The following is a 14,300-nucleotide window of genomic DNA, read 5'->3' as shown; positions in this document are numbered from 1 at the left end:
ATGCTGCTTCTACCTCTCTAGCCTGGTTGATCTGGAGCCGTGGCCATCGTGGCGGCCGGCGGTGGGATTGCGCCATCATGCGTGCGCTTCTGCGCGAGCATCTGCGTCACGAGGCGTGCTCTTTCAGGCAGCATCCCTGCCATGATGGATGCTGCCTTGCGCTCGTCCATGCGGTCGAGGACTTCGAGCAAAACCGGGATGTCGAGCACATCGAAGATGGCTGAAGCGTCGCGTGGCTTCATGTCTTCGTAGAGCTTGACCAGTCCTGTCCAATTGGCGCTGTCTCGCTTCCGACGAGAGTCGTCGAGCTGCTCGAGGCGTTGCTGTAGCGCCGTCAACTCGTCCAATTTCGCCTGCAGCTTGACCTGAGCCGTCTGCAGGAGATCATTACGCTGATCAAGCTGCCGTGCGCGGTCATCGAGTGCTGCACGACGCTTGCGCAGGTCCTGGAGTATCTGGAGTTCCGCTGGCGTGGCAGCGGCCGGAGTTGGCGCCACGGATCCGACGACGGAAGCAGACAGTCCTGCTGATCCAGGCGGAGCCGATACGGCCGGTGCCGCCGGAACCGGTGCGGCAGCGGTAGCGGCAGCAGCAACCGGACTGCCGGCGGCCGCGGCGTCCCGCGCCAACCCGACTGCCTTGTTTGCAAAAAGCAGCACGATGACGACCATCGTCAGCGGCAGGACGCGGCTCTGCCAGGAAAAGGATCGCATGGGGCTACCTCGCCAACCGAAGGGCACGAAGGAGATCCTTCTCGGCCTGACTTCGCAGTCGGGTTTCCTGGTCGAGCGCCTGCTCACGACCGACCGGGCTCAGCGATCCGGCCTGGGCGAGGACCTGCGTTTCCGCTTCGACGGTCGTATCCTGGCCTGACCCAGCCAGGTCTGACGGCCTTGCCTGCCGGATCACGACGGCAAGGCGATCGGCGATTTTCTCGCCACGAGAACTCAGGAACTCGAGGTCGCTCTTGAGGCCGCGAGCCTGATCCACATGGCGAGCGATTTGTCGGCCTGCCCCGTCCGCTGCAACACGCAGTCGCTCGATGCCGTCCTCTGCCTGCCTCGCGCTGGCATTGAAGCCCGTCACAAGCTCTTCGAGAGCCGCGCGATCCCGTCGCAACACACCGAGCGCGCGCTCGAGGCGGAAGGCGTGAAACATGGTCAGCACCAACAGGACCATGAGAACAATCTCGAGGAGCCAGTCGGTACCGCTGAGGCTGGAGCTTGTCATGAGCCCCTCCGCGGGCCAGCGTCCGGCCCGCCCGGCAGACGCCCGACCACCTGCTCGATCCGGACCGCTACCCGGTTCTTGCGGCGCCCGATCCGTCCTTCGAACAGGATGACCTGGCCGCACCGGAGCTGGACCGGTGCCTCGCGACCTTGCCGCAGGATGAATTGGCTGCCTGGCTTGAGCGCGATGATGTCCGAGAGGCGCATCGGCTGCTCGTCCAGCACCACGTCGAGGTCGACTTCAGTATTCCACAATTCTTCCGCGAGATGGGTTTCCCAGATGGCGTCGCGGCCGAACTTCTCGCCCATGAACTGCTGCAACAAGAGCTCGCGCACGGGTTCCAAGGTCGCGTATGGGAGCACGAGGTCCATGCGCCCGCCGCGATCCTCCATGTCGACGTGCATCCGAGCGAGCACCGCCGCATTGGAGAGACGCGAAATCGCTGCAAAGCGCGGGTTGACTTCAAGGCGCTCGAACCGGAACGTAATCGCACAGAGCGGATCGAAGCTGGAAGACAGGTCGGCGAGCACGACCCTTATCAGTCGCTCGACAAGAGTTCGCTCGATTGTCGTGTAGGGACGGCCTTCGATCCGCATCGCCGCAGTACCTCTGCGGCCGCCGAGTAGCACGTCGACGATGGAGTAGATCATCGCGGAATCGATGACCATCAACCCGTAATTTTCCCACTCCTCCGCCTTGAACACCGCGAACATCGCCGGCAGCGGCACGGAATCCAGGTAATCGCCAAAGCGCAGTGAGACCACGTTATCGATAGAGACCTCTACGTTGTCATTGGTAAAGTTGCGCAGGCTCGTCGACATGATACGAACCAGACGGTCGAACACGATCTCCAGCATCGGCAGGCGCTCGTATGATACGAGACCCGAGCTGATGATCCGCTGCATGCCGTTGGTATCGACGTCATCACTGCCGCCGGCATCAAATCCCAGCAGGCTATCGATTTCGGCCTGATTGAGAATCCGTGTCGCATCCGGTTGCGCGACAACATCCGCAGCCTCCTCGGTGTCATCGATCGACGCGCCCCAAGCTGCCGCCAGATCCTCGTCGGACGGGTCTTCCGATACGCCGCTCACTGGACGAGCATTTCGGTGAACAGCATGTCCGTGAGCTGGATCGGAGCCAGCACCAGGTCGATCCTGTTCATGAGCGCCTCCCGCAGCCGAAAGGTCCCTTCGCCGCCGCGAACCTCTTCTGGCCGCATGCTCCGCAGGTAGGTCTGGAAAATGTCGAGTATCTGAGGCACGGCCGCCTGAACGGCCGGCACATCGATGGCGTGGGCAATCCCGAGCTTGGCGTGCAGCTTGATGAAGCTCGCCCGGTGACCGCCTGTGTCCAGGTTCGACACGATATCGGGGAGGTCAAAAAAGACCGGCTTCTCGACGACGGCAAAGCTCCCGCCTTTACCGTGATGAGAATGCCCGATCACGCCGCTGAACCAGACTCCGCCAGCGATCACCACCAGCAGGAGCAGTCCTGCACCGATCATGACGACAGGCTTCCGGCCCTTGCGGACCTTCTCGTCAACTGCCGCTGCTACCTCCGTGCTCATACCATTGCCCCCGTCATGAACCGTCCTGGTTCTTCGGCACAATGCGCATCGACTGATTAAGGGGCTCTTAATCGCCGTGATCACGACGACGTTCACGAGGGTGTTGCCGCCTTAAAGCGCTGTTAACCATTTGCGCCGATGATGACGGTGTTCTTGGGGCTTGAAGATGGAAAACACGACCTACGTCGCGCTGTCTCGACTGGACGCACAGCAGCGCGCCATGGACGTGATCGCGAACAACATCGCCAACGCGAACACGGACGGCTACAAGGCACAGCGGGTTCTGTTCAGCGACTATCTGTCGCGGCAGCACGGAGTTGATGCGCCACCCGGCGGAACGACACTCGACTACACTCAGGATCGCGCGACATATCTCGATCAAAAAGACGGCAGCCTCAGCCAGACAGGCAATCCGCTGGATCTGGCCCTGACCGGTCCGGGCTTTTTTACCGTTTCGACCGCCGCCGGACCGAGATTGACCCGGTCCGGACGCTTCGGAATGCTTGCCGACGGGCGCATTGCAGACGCTTCCGGGAACCTCCTGCTCGATACGGCTGGCAACCCTATTCAGCTCTCGCCATCCGACACGAACATCCAGATCAAGGGTGACGGCACCATCAGCACCCAAAATGGTCCCGTTGGTCGGCTTGGCGTCGTGACCGCTGACGACATCAATCAGCTAGTACCGGAAGGCGGTAAACTCTATCGCACGACGGGCGGAACGACTCCTTCGGTGCAGCCCAAGGTTACGCAAGGTGTCGTTGAGTCGAGCAATGTCCAGCCGATCAACGAGCTGACCAGGATGATGCAGACTGAGAAAGAGTTCCAGATCGTCTCGCAATTCATCGAAAGTGAGGGGCAACGTCAGCAATCCGCCATCGACAAACTTGTCCAGCAGCAGAGTTGATGACCCAAGGACGGATTACATTCAGCATGATGGGAGGGCGATATGCGCTCACTTGATATAGCCGGTACCGGGATGCAGGCACAGCAGACCAATGTCGAGGTCATCTCGAACAACATTGCCAACATGACGACCACCGGCTTCAAGCGGCGGCGCGCCGAGTTCCAGGACCTGATCTACCAGGATCTTCGTCGGGTCGGATCGAACAGCTCCGACAGTGGGACCGTTGTACCTTCAGGCGCGCAGGTTGGTCTGGGCGTCAAGACCGCAGCGATCTACAGCATCAACGAGCAGGGCAGCCTGCAGCAGACGAGCAACAGCCTTGACCTGGCAATCCAGGGAAACGGTTTTCTCCAGGTGACACTGCCATCCGGCGATACCGCCTACACGCGGGATGGTACCTTGGGGCTCGCGGCGGATGGGACCATTGTCACGTCCGACGGCTATGCCGTGGCGCCGGGAATCACCGTTCCGACGAATGCCGAAAGTGTCACGATCAACGCCTCCGGCCAGGTCCAGGTGGCACTTGCCGGTCAGACTGCACCCCAAACAGTGGGTCAGCTTCAGCTCGCGGTTTTCCCGAACAGTGCGGGCCTCGAAGCCCAGGGAGACAACCTGCTGCTGCAGACTTCGGCTTCCGGCAACCCGACAACCGGGACGCCCGGCGCCGCAGGCTTCGGTAGCGTGATGCAGGGCTTCGTCGAGAGCTCGAATGTCAACGTCGTCAGCGAGATAACCAACTTGATCACGGCGCAGCGCGCCTACGAGATGAACAGCAAGGTGATCACCGCATCGGACGACATGATGCAGACCCTGTCCAACCTGAAATGAGGAAAAGCCAGCGCGACGCCGGTTCGCTACTTCTCGTCGTGGGGCTGGCGATACACCCATCCATTCTGCACGCAGCGAGCCTTCGCAGCCATGTCGCGATCCATGGGGAGAACGTCAGGCTTTCTGACTTGTTCGCCGGCTTGTCACCCGGGCAGGACTGTGAAATCGGCCCATCACCGGCCCCGGGAAAAAGGGTGGTCGTGCCCCCTATGCAACTGTCGGCGATTGCCTCCGAGTTCGGAGTCGATTGGCAGCCTGGTGCCGGCTACGTGTCGTCGGTGATCGAGCGACAGGCGCGATCTGTCACAAGCGACGAGATACTGGGGGTGCTGAGGCCGGCCCTTCTGGCGAATGGTTTATCGCCTGAAGCGGATATTTCGTTGTCAGCATTCGTATCACCGTTGTTGCCCGTGGAAATGACCGCAGTGCCGGAACTCCAGACCCTCGATCACGACGCACAGACCGGCCGCTTTGCGGCGGTTCTGTTGTTCGAGGCGCCGAATGCAGAGCCAGTCACCTTCCGTGTCGTCGGGCGCACGGAGCAGAAGGTGAGTGTGTTGGCACTCGCACACGCGATGCCTGCCGGATCCACGATGTCGACGCTGGATGTGCGGGTCCTTCGCGTGGCGATCGAGAGCCTTCACGGTACGCCCCTGACGTCACCCGCAGACGTTGTCGGCATGGCGCTGAAGCACCCGCTTGCGAACAATGAGCCGCTGATGCGCGACATGTTGATCCGGCCCATGTTGGTCGAGAGGGGTCGACCAGTCGTACTCCGGCTGGAAATTGGCGGCCTCGCGCTGACCGCTGCCGGAACAGCGCTCGAGGGAGGTGTCGCCGGCGATAGCATCCATGTCGTCAACACCATGTCGCGGGCGATTCTCGTCGGTCAGATCATGGATAGCGTTGATATCCAGATCGAGGTCGGGACCGCTCCGCTGACCCTGCAGGCCAACAGACAGCAGCAGTCGCTGCCCCAAGTTCCGGCGGCTCTCTCCGGAAATGAGCGCTCCTGGAGCGGCACGCAGGAGGCCGGAAACTGATGTTTCACCAAGCTCGCCGGTCGCAGATCTCATTGCTGCCCTTCATGCTCGCGGGGCTGCTCGGAGGCTGCGGCGCGTTGTCGCGGTTGTCAGATCTCGGCCGTCCGCCGACCATGACGCCGATCACCGATCCGACCGCCGCGCGTACCTACCGCCCCCTGACGATGCCGATGCCGCCTCTGGAACAGGCGCCAGCGGATCTTGCCAGCCTGTGGCGTCCTGGTAGTCGGGCGTTCTTCAAGGACCAGCGGGCGGCCCAAACCGGAGATCTGCTGACAGTGCTGGTGGACATCACGGATGCTGCCGACGTCGAGGACAACAGCACGACGTCCCGGACCGGGAGCGAAGCCATGGGTGTCCCGAGCCTGTTCGGCATCAAGCAGAAGCTGGTCCAGTCGGCACTCGGGGCGAATTCGCTCTCGACGAACAGCGCCAACAGCAACGCCTCGACGGGACAGATCAAGCGCAACGAGACGGTCACGCTCCGCCTCGCCGGGACCATCACCCAGGTGCTGCCGAACGGCAACTTCGTGGTGAGCGCGCGTCAGGAGGTGCGCGTGAACAGCGAGCTTCGAATACTCCAGGTAAGCGGCATCGTCCGCCCGCAGGACATCACCGCCGACAACACCGTGACCCACGATCGGATGGCGGAAGCTCGGATCTCTTATGGCGGCAACGGTCAGCTGACCGACCTGCAGACGCCGCGTTATGGACAGCAGTTGCTCGACGTGTTGCTGCCGTTCTAGTCCTGGCGCAGCAGCACCGCCGGGCTGGCGGCGAGGCCGCGCCGGGTTGCCAGGAAACCGGCTGCCAACATCAAGGCGATTGCCGCAAGGATCACCGCCGCCACCGTGCCCGTGAGAAATGCCCACGGAGCCCGCAGGACCAGGCGCATCAGCAGCCAGCTCAGTCCGGCGCCGATCGCCGCTGCAAGGCTGCCGGCAATTCCACCGAGGATAGCGAATTCGACCAGCCATGCGGCGCGAAGCTGTGCGCCGGTGGCACCGAGCACGCGGAGGATCGCGGCCTCTGCGATGCGCTGGCGTTGCGCCGCAGCCAGGGTCGCCGCCAGCACCAGACCGCCGGATAGAAGCGCCACGGCACCGATCGCGGCCAGCGCCACCGCAAGCTTGCGCACCAATCCGCCCAGCTGCGCCAGGATATCGGCGACGCGGATTCCGGTGACGTTGGGCAGGGCATCAGTCACCGCTGCCAGCACCGCGGCGTCGTCACTGGCGCGGCCGCTGGTGGCGACGGTGGCGATTACCGTATGCGGCGCGGCCGACAAGACCCCAGGCGACGCCATGAACGCGAAGTTCAGCTGCAACGATTGCCAGGCGATCTCGCGCAGGCTCGCGACCCTCAGATCGATGTCGCGGCCGAGCACGTTCAGCCGCACGATCGAGCCGACATGCACCCCCCACCCCTTGGCCAGGCCTGCATCGAACGAAAGCAGCGGCGGCCCGGAATAATCCGCAGGCCACCAGTGGCCTGCAATGACGTGAGTGTCCGGCGGTGGCGGTCCGGCGATGGTCAGGCCGTGATCGCCGCGCAGTGCCCAGCGCGTCCCGGCGCTCGCCTGCACCTGCTCCGCCGGCACGCCGTCCACCGCCACCACCCGAGTCCGCAGGCTCGGCAGTTCGCGCACCTCGCCGACAGACGGCAAACCGTGCAGCAGCGCACCGAAGCGCCCGATTTCGTCCGGCTGCAGGTCGATGAAATAGAACGACGGGGCATGTTTCGGCAGCTGGCCGAGCACCGCCGCACGCAGATCGCCCTCGGCCAGTGCCACCGTCGCCAGCACGGTGAGCCCCGCACCCAGTGCCAGCAGCAGTCGCGAGGCCGGTGCTGCTGGACGACCGAGTGCCGCCAGACCCAGCCGGATGGCGACGCGCCCTACCCCCGGTCGCGGCGCCGGCCGGGGCAGCAACTGCGCAAGCCTGGTCAGCATCCACCCGGACAACCGGAAGCCCAACAGCACGAGCGCCGACACGACGCAGAAGCCGAGCGCCAGCCACCGGTTCGGCGAGGTCAGCACCGCGAGCAGCACCAACAGCCCGGAAAGCCCGATCGATCCAAGGACCGTGCCGAGGCGTCGGCCATGAACGGCCTGCCCGGCTGGCCCGCGGAACAGCACCGCCGGCGGCACCAACATCGCACGCGCCATCGGGGCTAGCGTGAACAGCGTCGCCACGACGATCCCGAACACCGACGCCAGCCCGACCGGCGCCCATTGCAGCCCGCCCTTCGGCGCCACCGGCAGCAGATCCGCCAGTATCCGGACGGCGAGCGGCGGCAGCGCCAGCCCGATCACCGCGCCGAGCAGGATCCCGGCAGCGCACAAGCCAGCGACCTGGATCCCGAATACCGACACCGCGAGTGCCGGCGGTGCACCCAGCGAGCGCAGCACGGCAATCGTCGCGGTGCGGCTGCCAAGCCAGCTCGAGACCCCGGCTGCCACCCCCATGCCACCCAGCAGCAAGGCCGCCAGCGCGATCAGCGTCATGAACAACGCAACCTGGTCGACCACGCGGGTCAGTGCCGGCGCGGCGTCATTGATGTCGCGGATGTGCCAGGCCTCTCCCGGAAACCGGGCGGCAACGCGCTGGGCCAGCGCGCGGGCGCGGACCAGACGGGCGGCCGCGGTCTCGTCCGTCCGGATATCCGGCAGCACGACCCGAAGCGACGACGTGTACAGCGCGCCAGGTCGCAGCAGGCCGGCCTCGTCGAGTGCCGCGCGGGCGATCAGCACAGTCGGTGCCAACGTGGCCGAGCCCGCCGCGTCCGGCATGCGCTCGAGGATCGGCCCAAGCCGGAATGCCTCGTCGCCGACCCGAACGGCGGTTCCGGCTGCAGCACCGAGGCGATCATGCACGAGCGCTTCGGCGAGCAGGCCCGGCCGGCCACCCTGCCGCCCGAGTCCTGCAACCAGGCTCGGTTGTGGGTCGGCCGCGTGTGCGAGCGTCACCAGCCCGACCAATGGATAGGCCGCATCGACGGCATACAGCTCGACCAGCATGCGCCGGCCGGCAGGCCCGTACACCATCGACCGCATGCGGATCACGGTCGAGGTTCTCGCACCCTGTGCAGCCAGGAAGGCGGCGAGCGTGTCAGGCAGCGGGTCGCTGCTCTCGATCGCCAGGTCGCCACCCAGGATCGCGCGTCGCTGCTCGGCCACTCCGGACTGGATCGCATCGCGCAGGCCGCCGATGGTACCGATCGCTGCCACACCCAGCGTCAGGCAGAGCAGCACGATCCCCATGCCGCGGAGCATCCCGGGACCGCCACGCCAGTCGCGCAACGCCAGCCGCAGGGCCGTCCGCAACGTGAAGCTCACGAGACGGCCCGATCCTGGACCATGTCGTGAGGGAGGTCAGGCGCCAGCAGCCGGCCGTCCGAAACCGCAAGCCGCCGATCGCACCGCGACGCCAGCAGCGGGTCGTGGGTGATCAGCAGGAGTGCCGTGCCCTGCTGGCGCTGCATCTCGAACAGCAGCTCCTGGACCGTCTCGCCGGTGCGGACATCGAGGTTGCCGGTGGGCTCGTCGGCCAACAGCAGGGCCGGGCGCGGGGCAAACGCGCGTGCGAGCGCCACCCGTTGCTGCTCGCCGCCGGAGAGCTGGCCCGGCAGATGCCCGAGCCGGTGCCCGAGCCCGACCTGGCGCAAAGCCGCCTCGGCCGTGCTGAACGCATCGGCGCTGCCGGCCAGCTCCAGCGGGACGGCGACGTTCTCGAGTGCCGTCATGGTCGGGATCAGATGGAAGGACTGGAACACGATCCCGATCCGGCGGCCGCGAAACCGGGCCCGCTGGTCCTCGTCCAGCGACGCGAGATCGATGCCGTCGACCAGCACCTGGCCGCGGGTCGGGCGTTCGAGCCCGGCCAGCAGCATCAGCAGGCTGGTCTTGCCCGAGCCGGACGGCCCGACGATGCCCACAGACTCACCCGCCGCCACCGCCAGCGACATGCCGCGCACGATATCGAGCGACGCGACGGCCTCCGCATCCAACGCCTGCCGCCGGCGCCACCACCGTTGCCTCGAATTGACCGCGACCGGCCGCGCGGGCACGGTCAGCCAGAGGTCGCGGGCCTCGACCAGCGCCGGCTGATCGCGCAAAGGCATCTGTCCATCCATGAAGGCTCCATATGGCCGCGCGCTGCGGTGCACCAAGGGTCCGGAGCACGTGCGCCGGCTGCTGATCAAGCCGCTGCTGGCCATGACGTTCCTGTGCGGGATGATCCTGCCAGGTGTCGCGCAGCCGGTGTCCGACCATGCCGGGACGGGTGCCGCAATACCATCAACCCAATCCAAGGGCGTCGACATGCTCCAGGATAGCGGCCAGTCGACGCGCACGATCCGCATCCTCGCACTCGGCGATTCCCTGACTGCCGGGTTCGGACTGCCGCACGATCAGGGCTTCGTGAGCCGCCTGCAGGCTGCCCTGGACCAAGCCGACGCGCACGCCGTGGTGCTGGATGCCGGTGTGTCCGGCGACACGACTGCCGGCGGCCTGGCGCGCCTCGACTGGGCCTTGGGCGATCATCCGGACGCGGCGATCGTCGAACTCGGCGCCAATGACGGGCTGCGCGGCCTGGATCCCGGGCAGATGGAGCACAATCTCGCCGCCATCCTGGATCGGCTCGCGGCGCTGCACATCCCGGTGCTGTTCAGCGGGATGTATGCCCCGCCTAATCTCGGCCAGCAGTATGGCCAGGCATTTCGCAGCGTGTTCGACCGGCTGTCGAGGCGGCCGGGACTGATCTACGACCCGTTCTTCCTGCAGGGCGTTGCAGGCGACCGTGCCCTGAACCAGGCGGACGGGATGCACCCGGCCCCGGCTGGGGTCGCGATCATCGTGCGCCGCATGACGCCACTGGTGCTGCAGCTGGTGCAGCAGGCGCGGGCGATGCCGAGGCCGGCTGGCTGAGGCAATCCCGCGGCGGGATCAGCCGATGCGTGAGCCGGCGACGATCCCGTCGATGTCCGCGCGGCTCAGGCCCATGTCGGCGAGCTCGCGGTTCGAATACTGGCTCAGCTCGCAGCGCAGCTGGGCCTGCTGGCGACGGGTCTCGGCGTGGGCCCGGACGCGCCCGACCAACTGCTGGATGATCGCCGGGAGGTTGGTCTGCGTGCCGGTGCCGACGAAGGTGGTTGTGTGAGCCATGAAACTCGCTCCTGGTTATTGTGCAACGCAACATAGGCGACCCAACCCCGCCGCGCAAGGATTTTGCTGCGATGCACAAACACGGGTCTGTGATCATGCCTGACGCCTCCCAGGCTGCCGTTCGAACCGGCCTTCCTTATGCTGATCGCCTGGTTCACCTGCTGCGTGAGGATCGCGATGACGGCGCCACGCCACTCCCCGCGTCTTGTCGCGACGGCCTGTCTTGCGGCTGGCCTGCTGCCTGCACCGGGATCGCCCGCCTGGGCGCAGATCCCGACATCTGCCCCGCTTGCAGCCGCAGCCGCATACGGCGACTGGCATCACGACGCCCCCGGGGTCAGCCGACACCTGGTGGCCGCCGACATGCCGCGCCCCTACGCGACCGGGTCCGCCAGCAACACGCCCTCGATCGTGGACCAGCCCGATGGGGCGATACCGAAAGTGCCACCGGGCTTTTCGGTGCAGCGGTTCGCGACGGGTCTCGAGAATCCCCGCCTGCTGCGGGTGGCGCCGAACGGCGACATCTTCATCGCCGAGACCACGCCGGGCCGGATCCGGGTAGTGCGCGCCGCCGACGGTGCCTCGCATCCGCTCTCGAACGTGGTGTTCGCGAGTGGCCTCGACGCACCGTTCGGCATCGCGTTCTATCCGCTCGGGCCCGATCCGAAGTGGGTCTATGTGGCGACGATCAACCAGGTGGTGCGGTTCGCCTACCGCCCGGGTGACCTCGAGGCGACCGGCCAGCCGCAGGTCGTGGTGCCGAAGCTCGGGCAGACCACCGGCTACCACACCACCCGCGACATCCGGTTCAGCCGCGACGGCCGACAGATGTTCGTGTCGGTGGGCTCGGGGTCGAACGATGCGGAATCAATGAAGCGGCAGGACGCGCAGCAGATCCATGACTGGGAAGCGCACACCCTGCGCGGTGCCGCCTGGGGTGGCGAGGCCAACCGAGCCGACGTGCTGGCATTCGACCCGGACGGCCAGCACGGGCATGTCTTTGCCTCCGGCATCCGCAACTGCGTCGGCCTTGCGGTGCATCCGGTCACCGGCGAGCTGTGGTGCTCGACCAACGAACGTGACGGGCTCGGCGACAATCTCGTTCCGGATTATGTGACGCGGGTCCGGCCCGGCGCCTTTTTCGGCTGGCCCTGGTATTATATCGGCAACAACCCGGACCCGCGTCACGCCGGCGAACGGCCGGATCTCGCCGGCCAGGTGACGGTCCCGGACGTGCTGATCCAACCGCATTCGGCGCCGTTGCAGATGGCGTTCTATGACCCGCCGAAGGGTGCACCGGCCGCGTTTCCGGCCGGCATGGACGGCGACGCGTTTGTCGCATTGCACGGCTCCTGGAACCGCGCCGAGCGCACCGGCTACAAGATCGTGCGGGTGCGGCTGCACGACGGCGTTCCGGGCGGCAGCTACGAGGATTTCATGACCGGCTTCGTGGTCGATGACGACAGCGTCTGGGGACGACCGGTCGGCGTGGCCGTCGCGCATGACGGCGCTCTGCTGGTGACCGAGGACGGCAACAGCACGGTCTGGCGCATCGCACCGACCGGCCGGTAGCTAACGCAGCAGCAGCGCCGTTCCGTACAGCCCGACCGCGAACCAGCTATGGGCCACGAGATTCATGACCCTGACCTTGGTCGGGTTTGCGGTCCGGGAGGCCGCCCATCCCATGCCCAGCCCGGGCTGCAGCAGGAACCAGCCGGCGGCGACCGTGATGATCGCCCAGATCCAGGCCGGCAGAAAGGTTGGATGCGCGAGCCAGCCTTGGCCCATGAAAAGCAGGAACACGACACCGTACAGGATGCCCACCGCGTAATGGCCGATCCAGCCGATCGCGAGCTCGCCGCCGAGCGGGTCGGATGCGGCGATGTCGGCATGGAACACCCTCCCGCGCGGCAGGTGGCCAAACCAGCGGCCCACCGGCGCCCAGTTCGGCAGGCTCTCGCCGGGAAAGCGGGACAGGACGAGCGCCCAGATATCCATCGCTACAGTGGCGCCGATGCCGATCAGCACGCCATACCAAACCAGATCAAGCATGCGGTGGTCGCCGGTCCATTTCCAGAGCGTGCGGATTAGACAGATGGCGGCTTGGCGAGGCAACCCGCAATCGTCCGCATGACCCGCTGGATCTGCCGGCGGCAGGACCGTCATGTCGCGTCGGCGTCGTTCATCCGGGTGGAACGTGACAGCGCACAGTGCCGCGCAGCCTCGAAACGCGCTCCATCGCCGCAACGATCGCATCGAAATCAGCCGTCGCGCCGGTTCCGCTCTGCCGGATAAACCGGGAGATGCTGGTGGTGCGGACGGAGATCCATCTCAAGCATCTGCAGCAGCCGATGTTGATCGATCAGGCGGTAGGAGTGGTTGACGTCACGCCAGCCCTCGACAAGGAGAGAAAGCCAGGCACCCAGTTGGCCGATCTTGCAGAACAGATCTGTCACCTTGTCGAACCGGGTCCGCACGGCTTTGCATTTTCCGGATGTGCCGTTGCGACGCGGTCAGAAGCCGTTCCTGCGTCCAGCACAAGATCCGGGGTGCAGGCAGCCTCGAGCTTCAGCCGGCGCCATCTCCACTGCCGGTAGCAGAGGATTTCCCCTCATCCACCAGCCATTCGACGAACGCCTCCAGGGACGGCGACTTGTCCACGTCGAATGGGATCAACGCGTGGTAGCCGGGCCGCTCCACCCTGATCGCCGGCAGCGGTGCCACCAGACGGCCGAGTTGCACCTCGCGTTCGAGCACCGGCAGCGGGCCGATGCCGAAACCCATCCCGTCCGTCACGGCCTGCAGCGTGACGAAGAAATGGTCGAACACCCGATGCCGGCTGCGCGGCTGCGGCAACCCGGCCGCGGTCAGCCAGTCGGCCCAGTCGCCCGGCCTGGTCTCGCTCGCCAGCAGCACGGCGCCCCGGATGTCCTCCGGTCGCGCGACAGGGTGCTGCCGCAGCAGGCCGGCACTTGCGATCAGCACGTCGAACTCGTCGAGAAAATGCACCGCGCGGTGCTGCGGCCAGGCTGGGCCATCCTGGCGACCGATGCCGCGCCGGATCGCCACGTCGAAGCCGCCGCGCAGTTCCTCATGCAGGGTGGTCGCGGTGGTGACGCTGATCTCGACCTCCGGCCGCAGCGCCTCGAACGCGCTCAGCCTCGGGATCAACCAGCGCATCGCGAAGGTGGTGGGCGCACTCACCCGCAGCAGGCGAGCGGCTTCCAGCTTGCCGAGTGCCCCCGCGGCAGTGGTCATGCGATCGAACGCCTGGCTGATCTCGGTGGCGAACGCCCGCGCGGCCGGTGTCGCCACCATGCGTCGGCCCACCCGGACGAACAGCCGCTGGCCGAGCCAGGTCTCGAGTGCCGCGATCTGGCGACTGATCGCGCCGTGGGTGAGCCCGAGCTCGCGCCCGGCCTCGACATAGCTGGTTGTCCGGGCCGCAACCTCGAAGACGCGCAACGCCGATAAAGGAGGGAGATGCCGCATGACCTGTGAGAAAACCTGACAATACCGGCGAGGAGCAAGCGGCTAAACGGCGGCGACGCGGGCTTC

At 66.0% G+C, this 14,300-nt stretch carries 16 protein-coding genes; 6 read left to right on the top strand and 10 right to left on the bottom strand.

All coding sequences use genetic code 11. From position 1 onward, the window contains the following. Positions 1 to 17 precede the first annotated feature (17 nt). From ACOEQ2_RS12810 to ACOEQ2_RS12795, 4 genes are read right to left on the bottom strand one after another with little or no spacing between them, the layout of a single operon-like run. A complete protein-coding gene (locus ACOEQ2_RS12810; protein ID WP_419728360.1) occupies positions 18 to 713 on the bottom strand; it encodes a MotE family protein in 696 nt (231 codons plus the stop codon). Positions 714 to 717: 4 nt separating this feature from the next. After that, the gene (locus ACOEQ2_RS12805) at positions 718 to 1,230 is read right to left on the bottom strand and encodes a DUF6468 domain-containing protein (RefSeq protein WP_419728359.1); all 513 of its coding nucleotides are present in this window, start codon (positions 1,228 to 1,230) and stop codon (positions 718 to 720) included. Continuing rightward, positions 1,227 to 2,324 (bottom strand): flagellar motor switch protein FliM, encoded by a 1,098-nt coding sequence (gene fliM / locus ACOEQ2_RS12800; protein ID WP_419728358.1) that lies wholly within the window; start codon positions 2,322 to 2,324, stop codon positions 1,227 to 1,229. The genes ACOEQ2_RS12805 and fliM overlap by 4 nt, the downstream gene beginning before the upstream one ends. Further along, entirely contained in the window at positions 2,321 to 2,800 is a 480-nt protein-coding gene (locus ACOEQ2_RS12795; protein ID WP_419728357.1) for a flagellar basal body-associated FliL family protein, read from the bottom strand. The genes fliM and ACOEQ2_RS12795 overlap by 4 nt, the downstream gene beginning before the upstream one ends. A 166-nt stretch (positions 2,801 to 2,966) precedes the next feature. Here ACOEQ2_RS12795 and flgF point away from each other — a divergent pair, with 166 nt between their 5' ends. The 4 genes from flgF to flgH are packed head-to-tail and all read left to right on the top strand — an operon-like array spanning position 2,967 to position 6,324. Beyond that, positions 2,967 to 3,707 carry a flagellar basal-body rod protein FlgF gene (gene flgF, locus ACOEQ2_RS12790; protein ID WP_419728356.1) on the top strand — a complete coding sequence of 247 codons (741 nt, stop codon included), beginning with the start codon at positions 2,967 to 2,969 and terminating at the stop codon, positions 3,705 to 3,707. 42 nt (positions 3,708 to 3,749) lie between these two features. Beyond that, positions 3,750 to 4,535 (top strand): flagellar basal-body rod protein FlgG, encoded by a 786-nt coding sequence (gene flgG, locus ACOEQ2_RS12785; protein WP_419728355.1) that lies wholly within the window; start codon positions 3,750 to 3,752, stop codon positions 4,533 to 4,535. Next, positions 4,532 to 5,578, top strand: a complete 1,047-nt coding sequence (gene flgA / locus ACOEQ2_RS12780) for a flagellar basal body P-ring formation chaperone FlgA (RefSeq protein ID WP_419728354.1) — start codon at positions 4,532 to 4,534, stop codon at positions 5,576 to 5,578. Before flgG ends, flgA begins: the two co-directional genes overlap by 4 nt. Then, entirely contained in the window at positions 5,578 to 6,324 is a 747-nt protein-coding gene (gene flgH, locus ACOEQ2_RS12775; protein WP_419728353.1) for a flagellar basal body L-ring protein FlgH, read from the top strand. Before flgA ends, flgH begins: the two co-directional genes overlap by 1 nt. Here the strand turns inward: flgH and ACOEQ2_RS12770 are convergent. Further along, positions 6,321 to 8,915, bottom strand: a complete 2,595-nt coding sequence (locus ACOEQ2_RS12770; RefSeq protein ID WP_419728352.1) for an ABC transporter permease — start codon at positions 8,913 to 8,915, stop codon at positions 6,321 to 6,323. The genes flgH and ACOEQ2_RS12770 overlap by 4 nt on opposite strands. Further along, positions 8,912 to 9,700 (bottom strand): ABC transporter ATP-binding protein, encoded by a 789-nt coding sequence (locus ACOEQ2_RS12765; RefSeq protein WP_419728351.1) that lies wholly within the window; start codon positions 9,698 to 9,700, stop codon positions 8,912 to 8,914. Before ACOEQ2_RS12765 ends, ACOEQ2_RS12770 begins: the two co-directional genes overlap by 4 nt. Before the next feature lie 10 nt (positions 9,701 to 9,710). Here ACOEQ2_RS12765 and ACOEQ2_RS12760 point away from each other — a divergent pair, with 10 nt between their 5' ends. Continuing rightward, positions 9,711 to 10,505 carry an arylesterase gene (locus tag ACOEQ2_RS12760; protein WP_419728350.1) on the top strand — a complete coding sequence of 265 codons (795 nt, stop codon included), beginning with the start codon at positions 9,711 to 9,713 and terminating at the stop codon, positions 10,503 to 10,505. 18 nt (positions 10,506 to 10,523) lie between these two features. Here ACOEQ2_RS12760 and ACOEQ2_RS12755 read toward each other — a convergent pair whose 3' ends face one another. Next, a complete protein-coding gene (locus ACOEQ2_RS12755) occupies positions 10,524 to 10,742 on the bottom strand; it encodes a DUF1127 domain-containing protein (protein WP_419728349.1) in 219 nt (72 codons plus the stop codon). Positions 10,743 to 10,919: 177 nt separating this feature from the next. On the opposite strand from ACOEQ2_RS12755, the gene ACOEQ2_RS12750 reads away from it, so the two are divergent. Then, entirely contained in the window at positions 10,920 to 12,314 is a 1,395-nt protein-coding gene (locus tag ACOEQ2_RS12750; protein WP_419728348.1) for a PQQ-dependent sugar dehydrogenase, read from the top strand. Here ACOEQ2_RS12750 and ACOEQ2_RS12745 read toward each other — a convergent pair whose 3' ends face one another. From ACOEQ2_RS12745 to ACOEQ2_RS12735, 3 genes are all read right to left on the bottom strand, one after another. Beyond that, on the bottom strand, positions 12,315 to 12,908 hold the full coding sequence (locus tag ACOEQ2_RS12745; RefSeq protein ID WP_419728347.1) for a DUF2938 domain-containing protein: 594 nt from the start codon (positions 12,906 to 12,908) through the stop codon (positions 12,315 to 12,317). Between the two features lie 95 nt (positions 12,909 to 13,003). After that, the gene (locus ACOEQ2_RS12740; RefSeq protein WP_419728346.1) at positions 13,004 to 13,198 is read right to left on the bottom strand and encodes a hypothetical protein; all 195 of its coding nucleotides are present in this window, start codon (positions 13,196 to 13,198) and stop codon (positions 13,004 to 13,006) included. Positions 13,199 to 13,310: 112 nt separating this feature from the next. After that, on the bottom strand, positions 13,311 to 14,234 hold the full coding sequence (locus ACOEQ2_RS12735; RefSeq protein ID WP_419728345.1) for a LysR substrate-binding domain-containing protein: 924 nt from the start codon (positions 14,232 to 14,234) through the stop codon (positions 13,311 to 13,313). Positions 14,235 to 14,300 lie beyond the last annotated feature (66 nt).

It is taken from the genome of Lichenicola sp., assembly GCF_965198575.1.
Taxonomy (GTDB): Bacteria; Pseudomonadota; Alphaproteobacteria; order Acetobacterales; family Acetobacteraceae; genus Lichenicola.
This window is presented reverse-complemented; position numbering and strand designations above follow the sequence as displayed.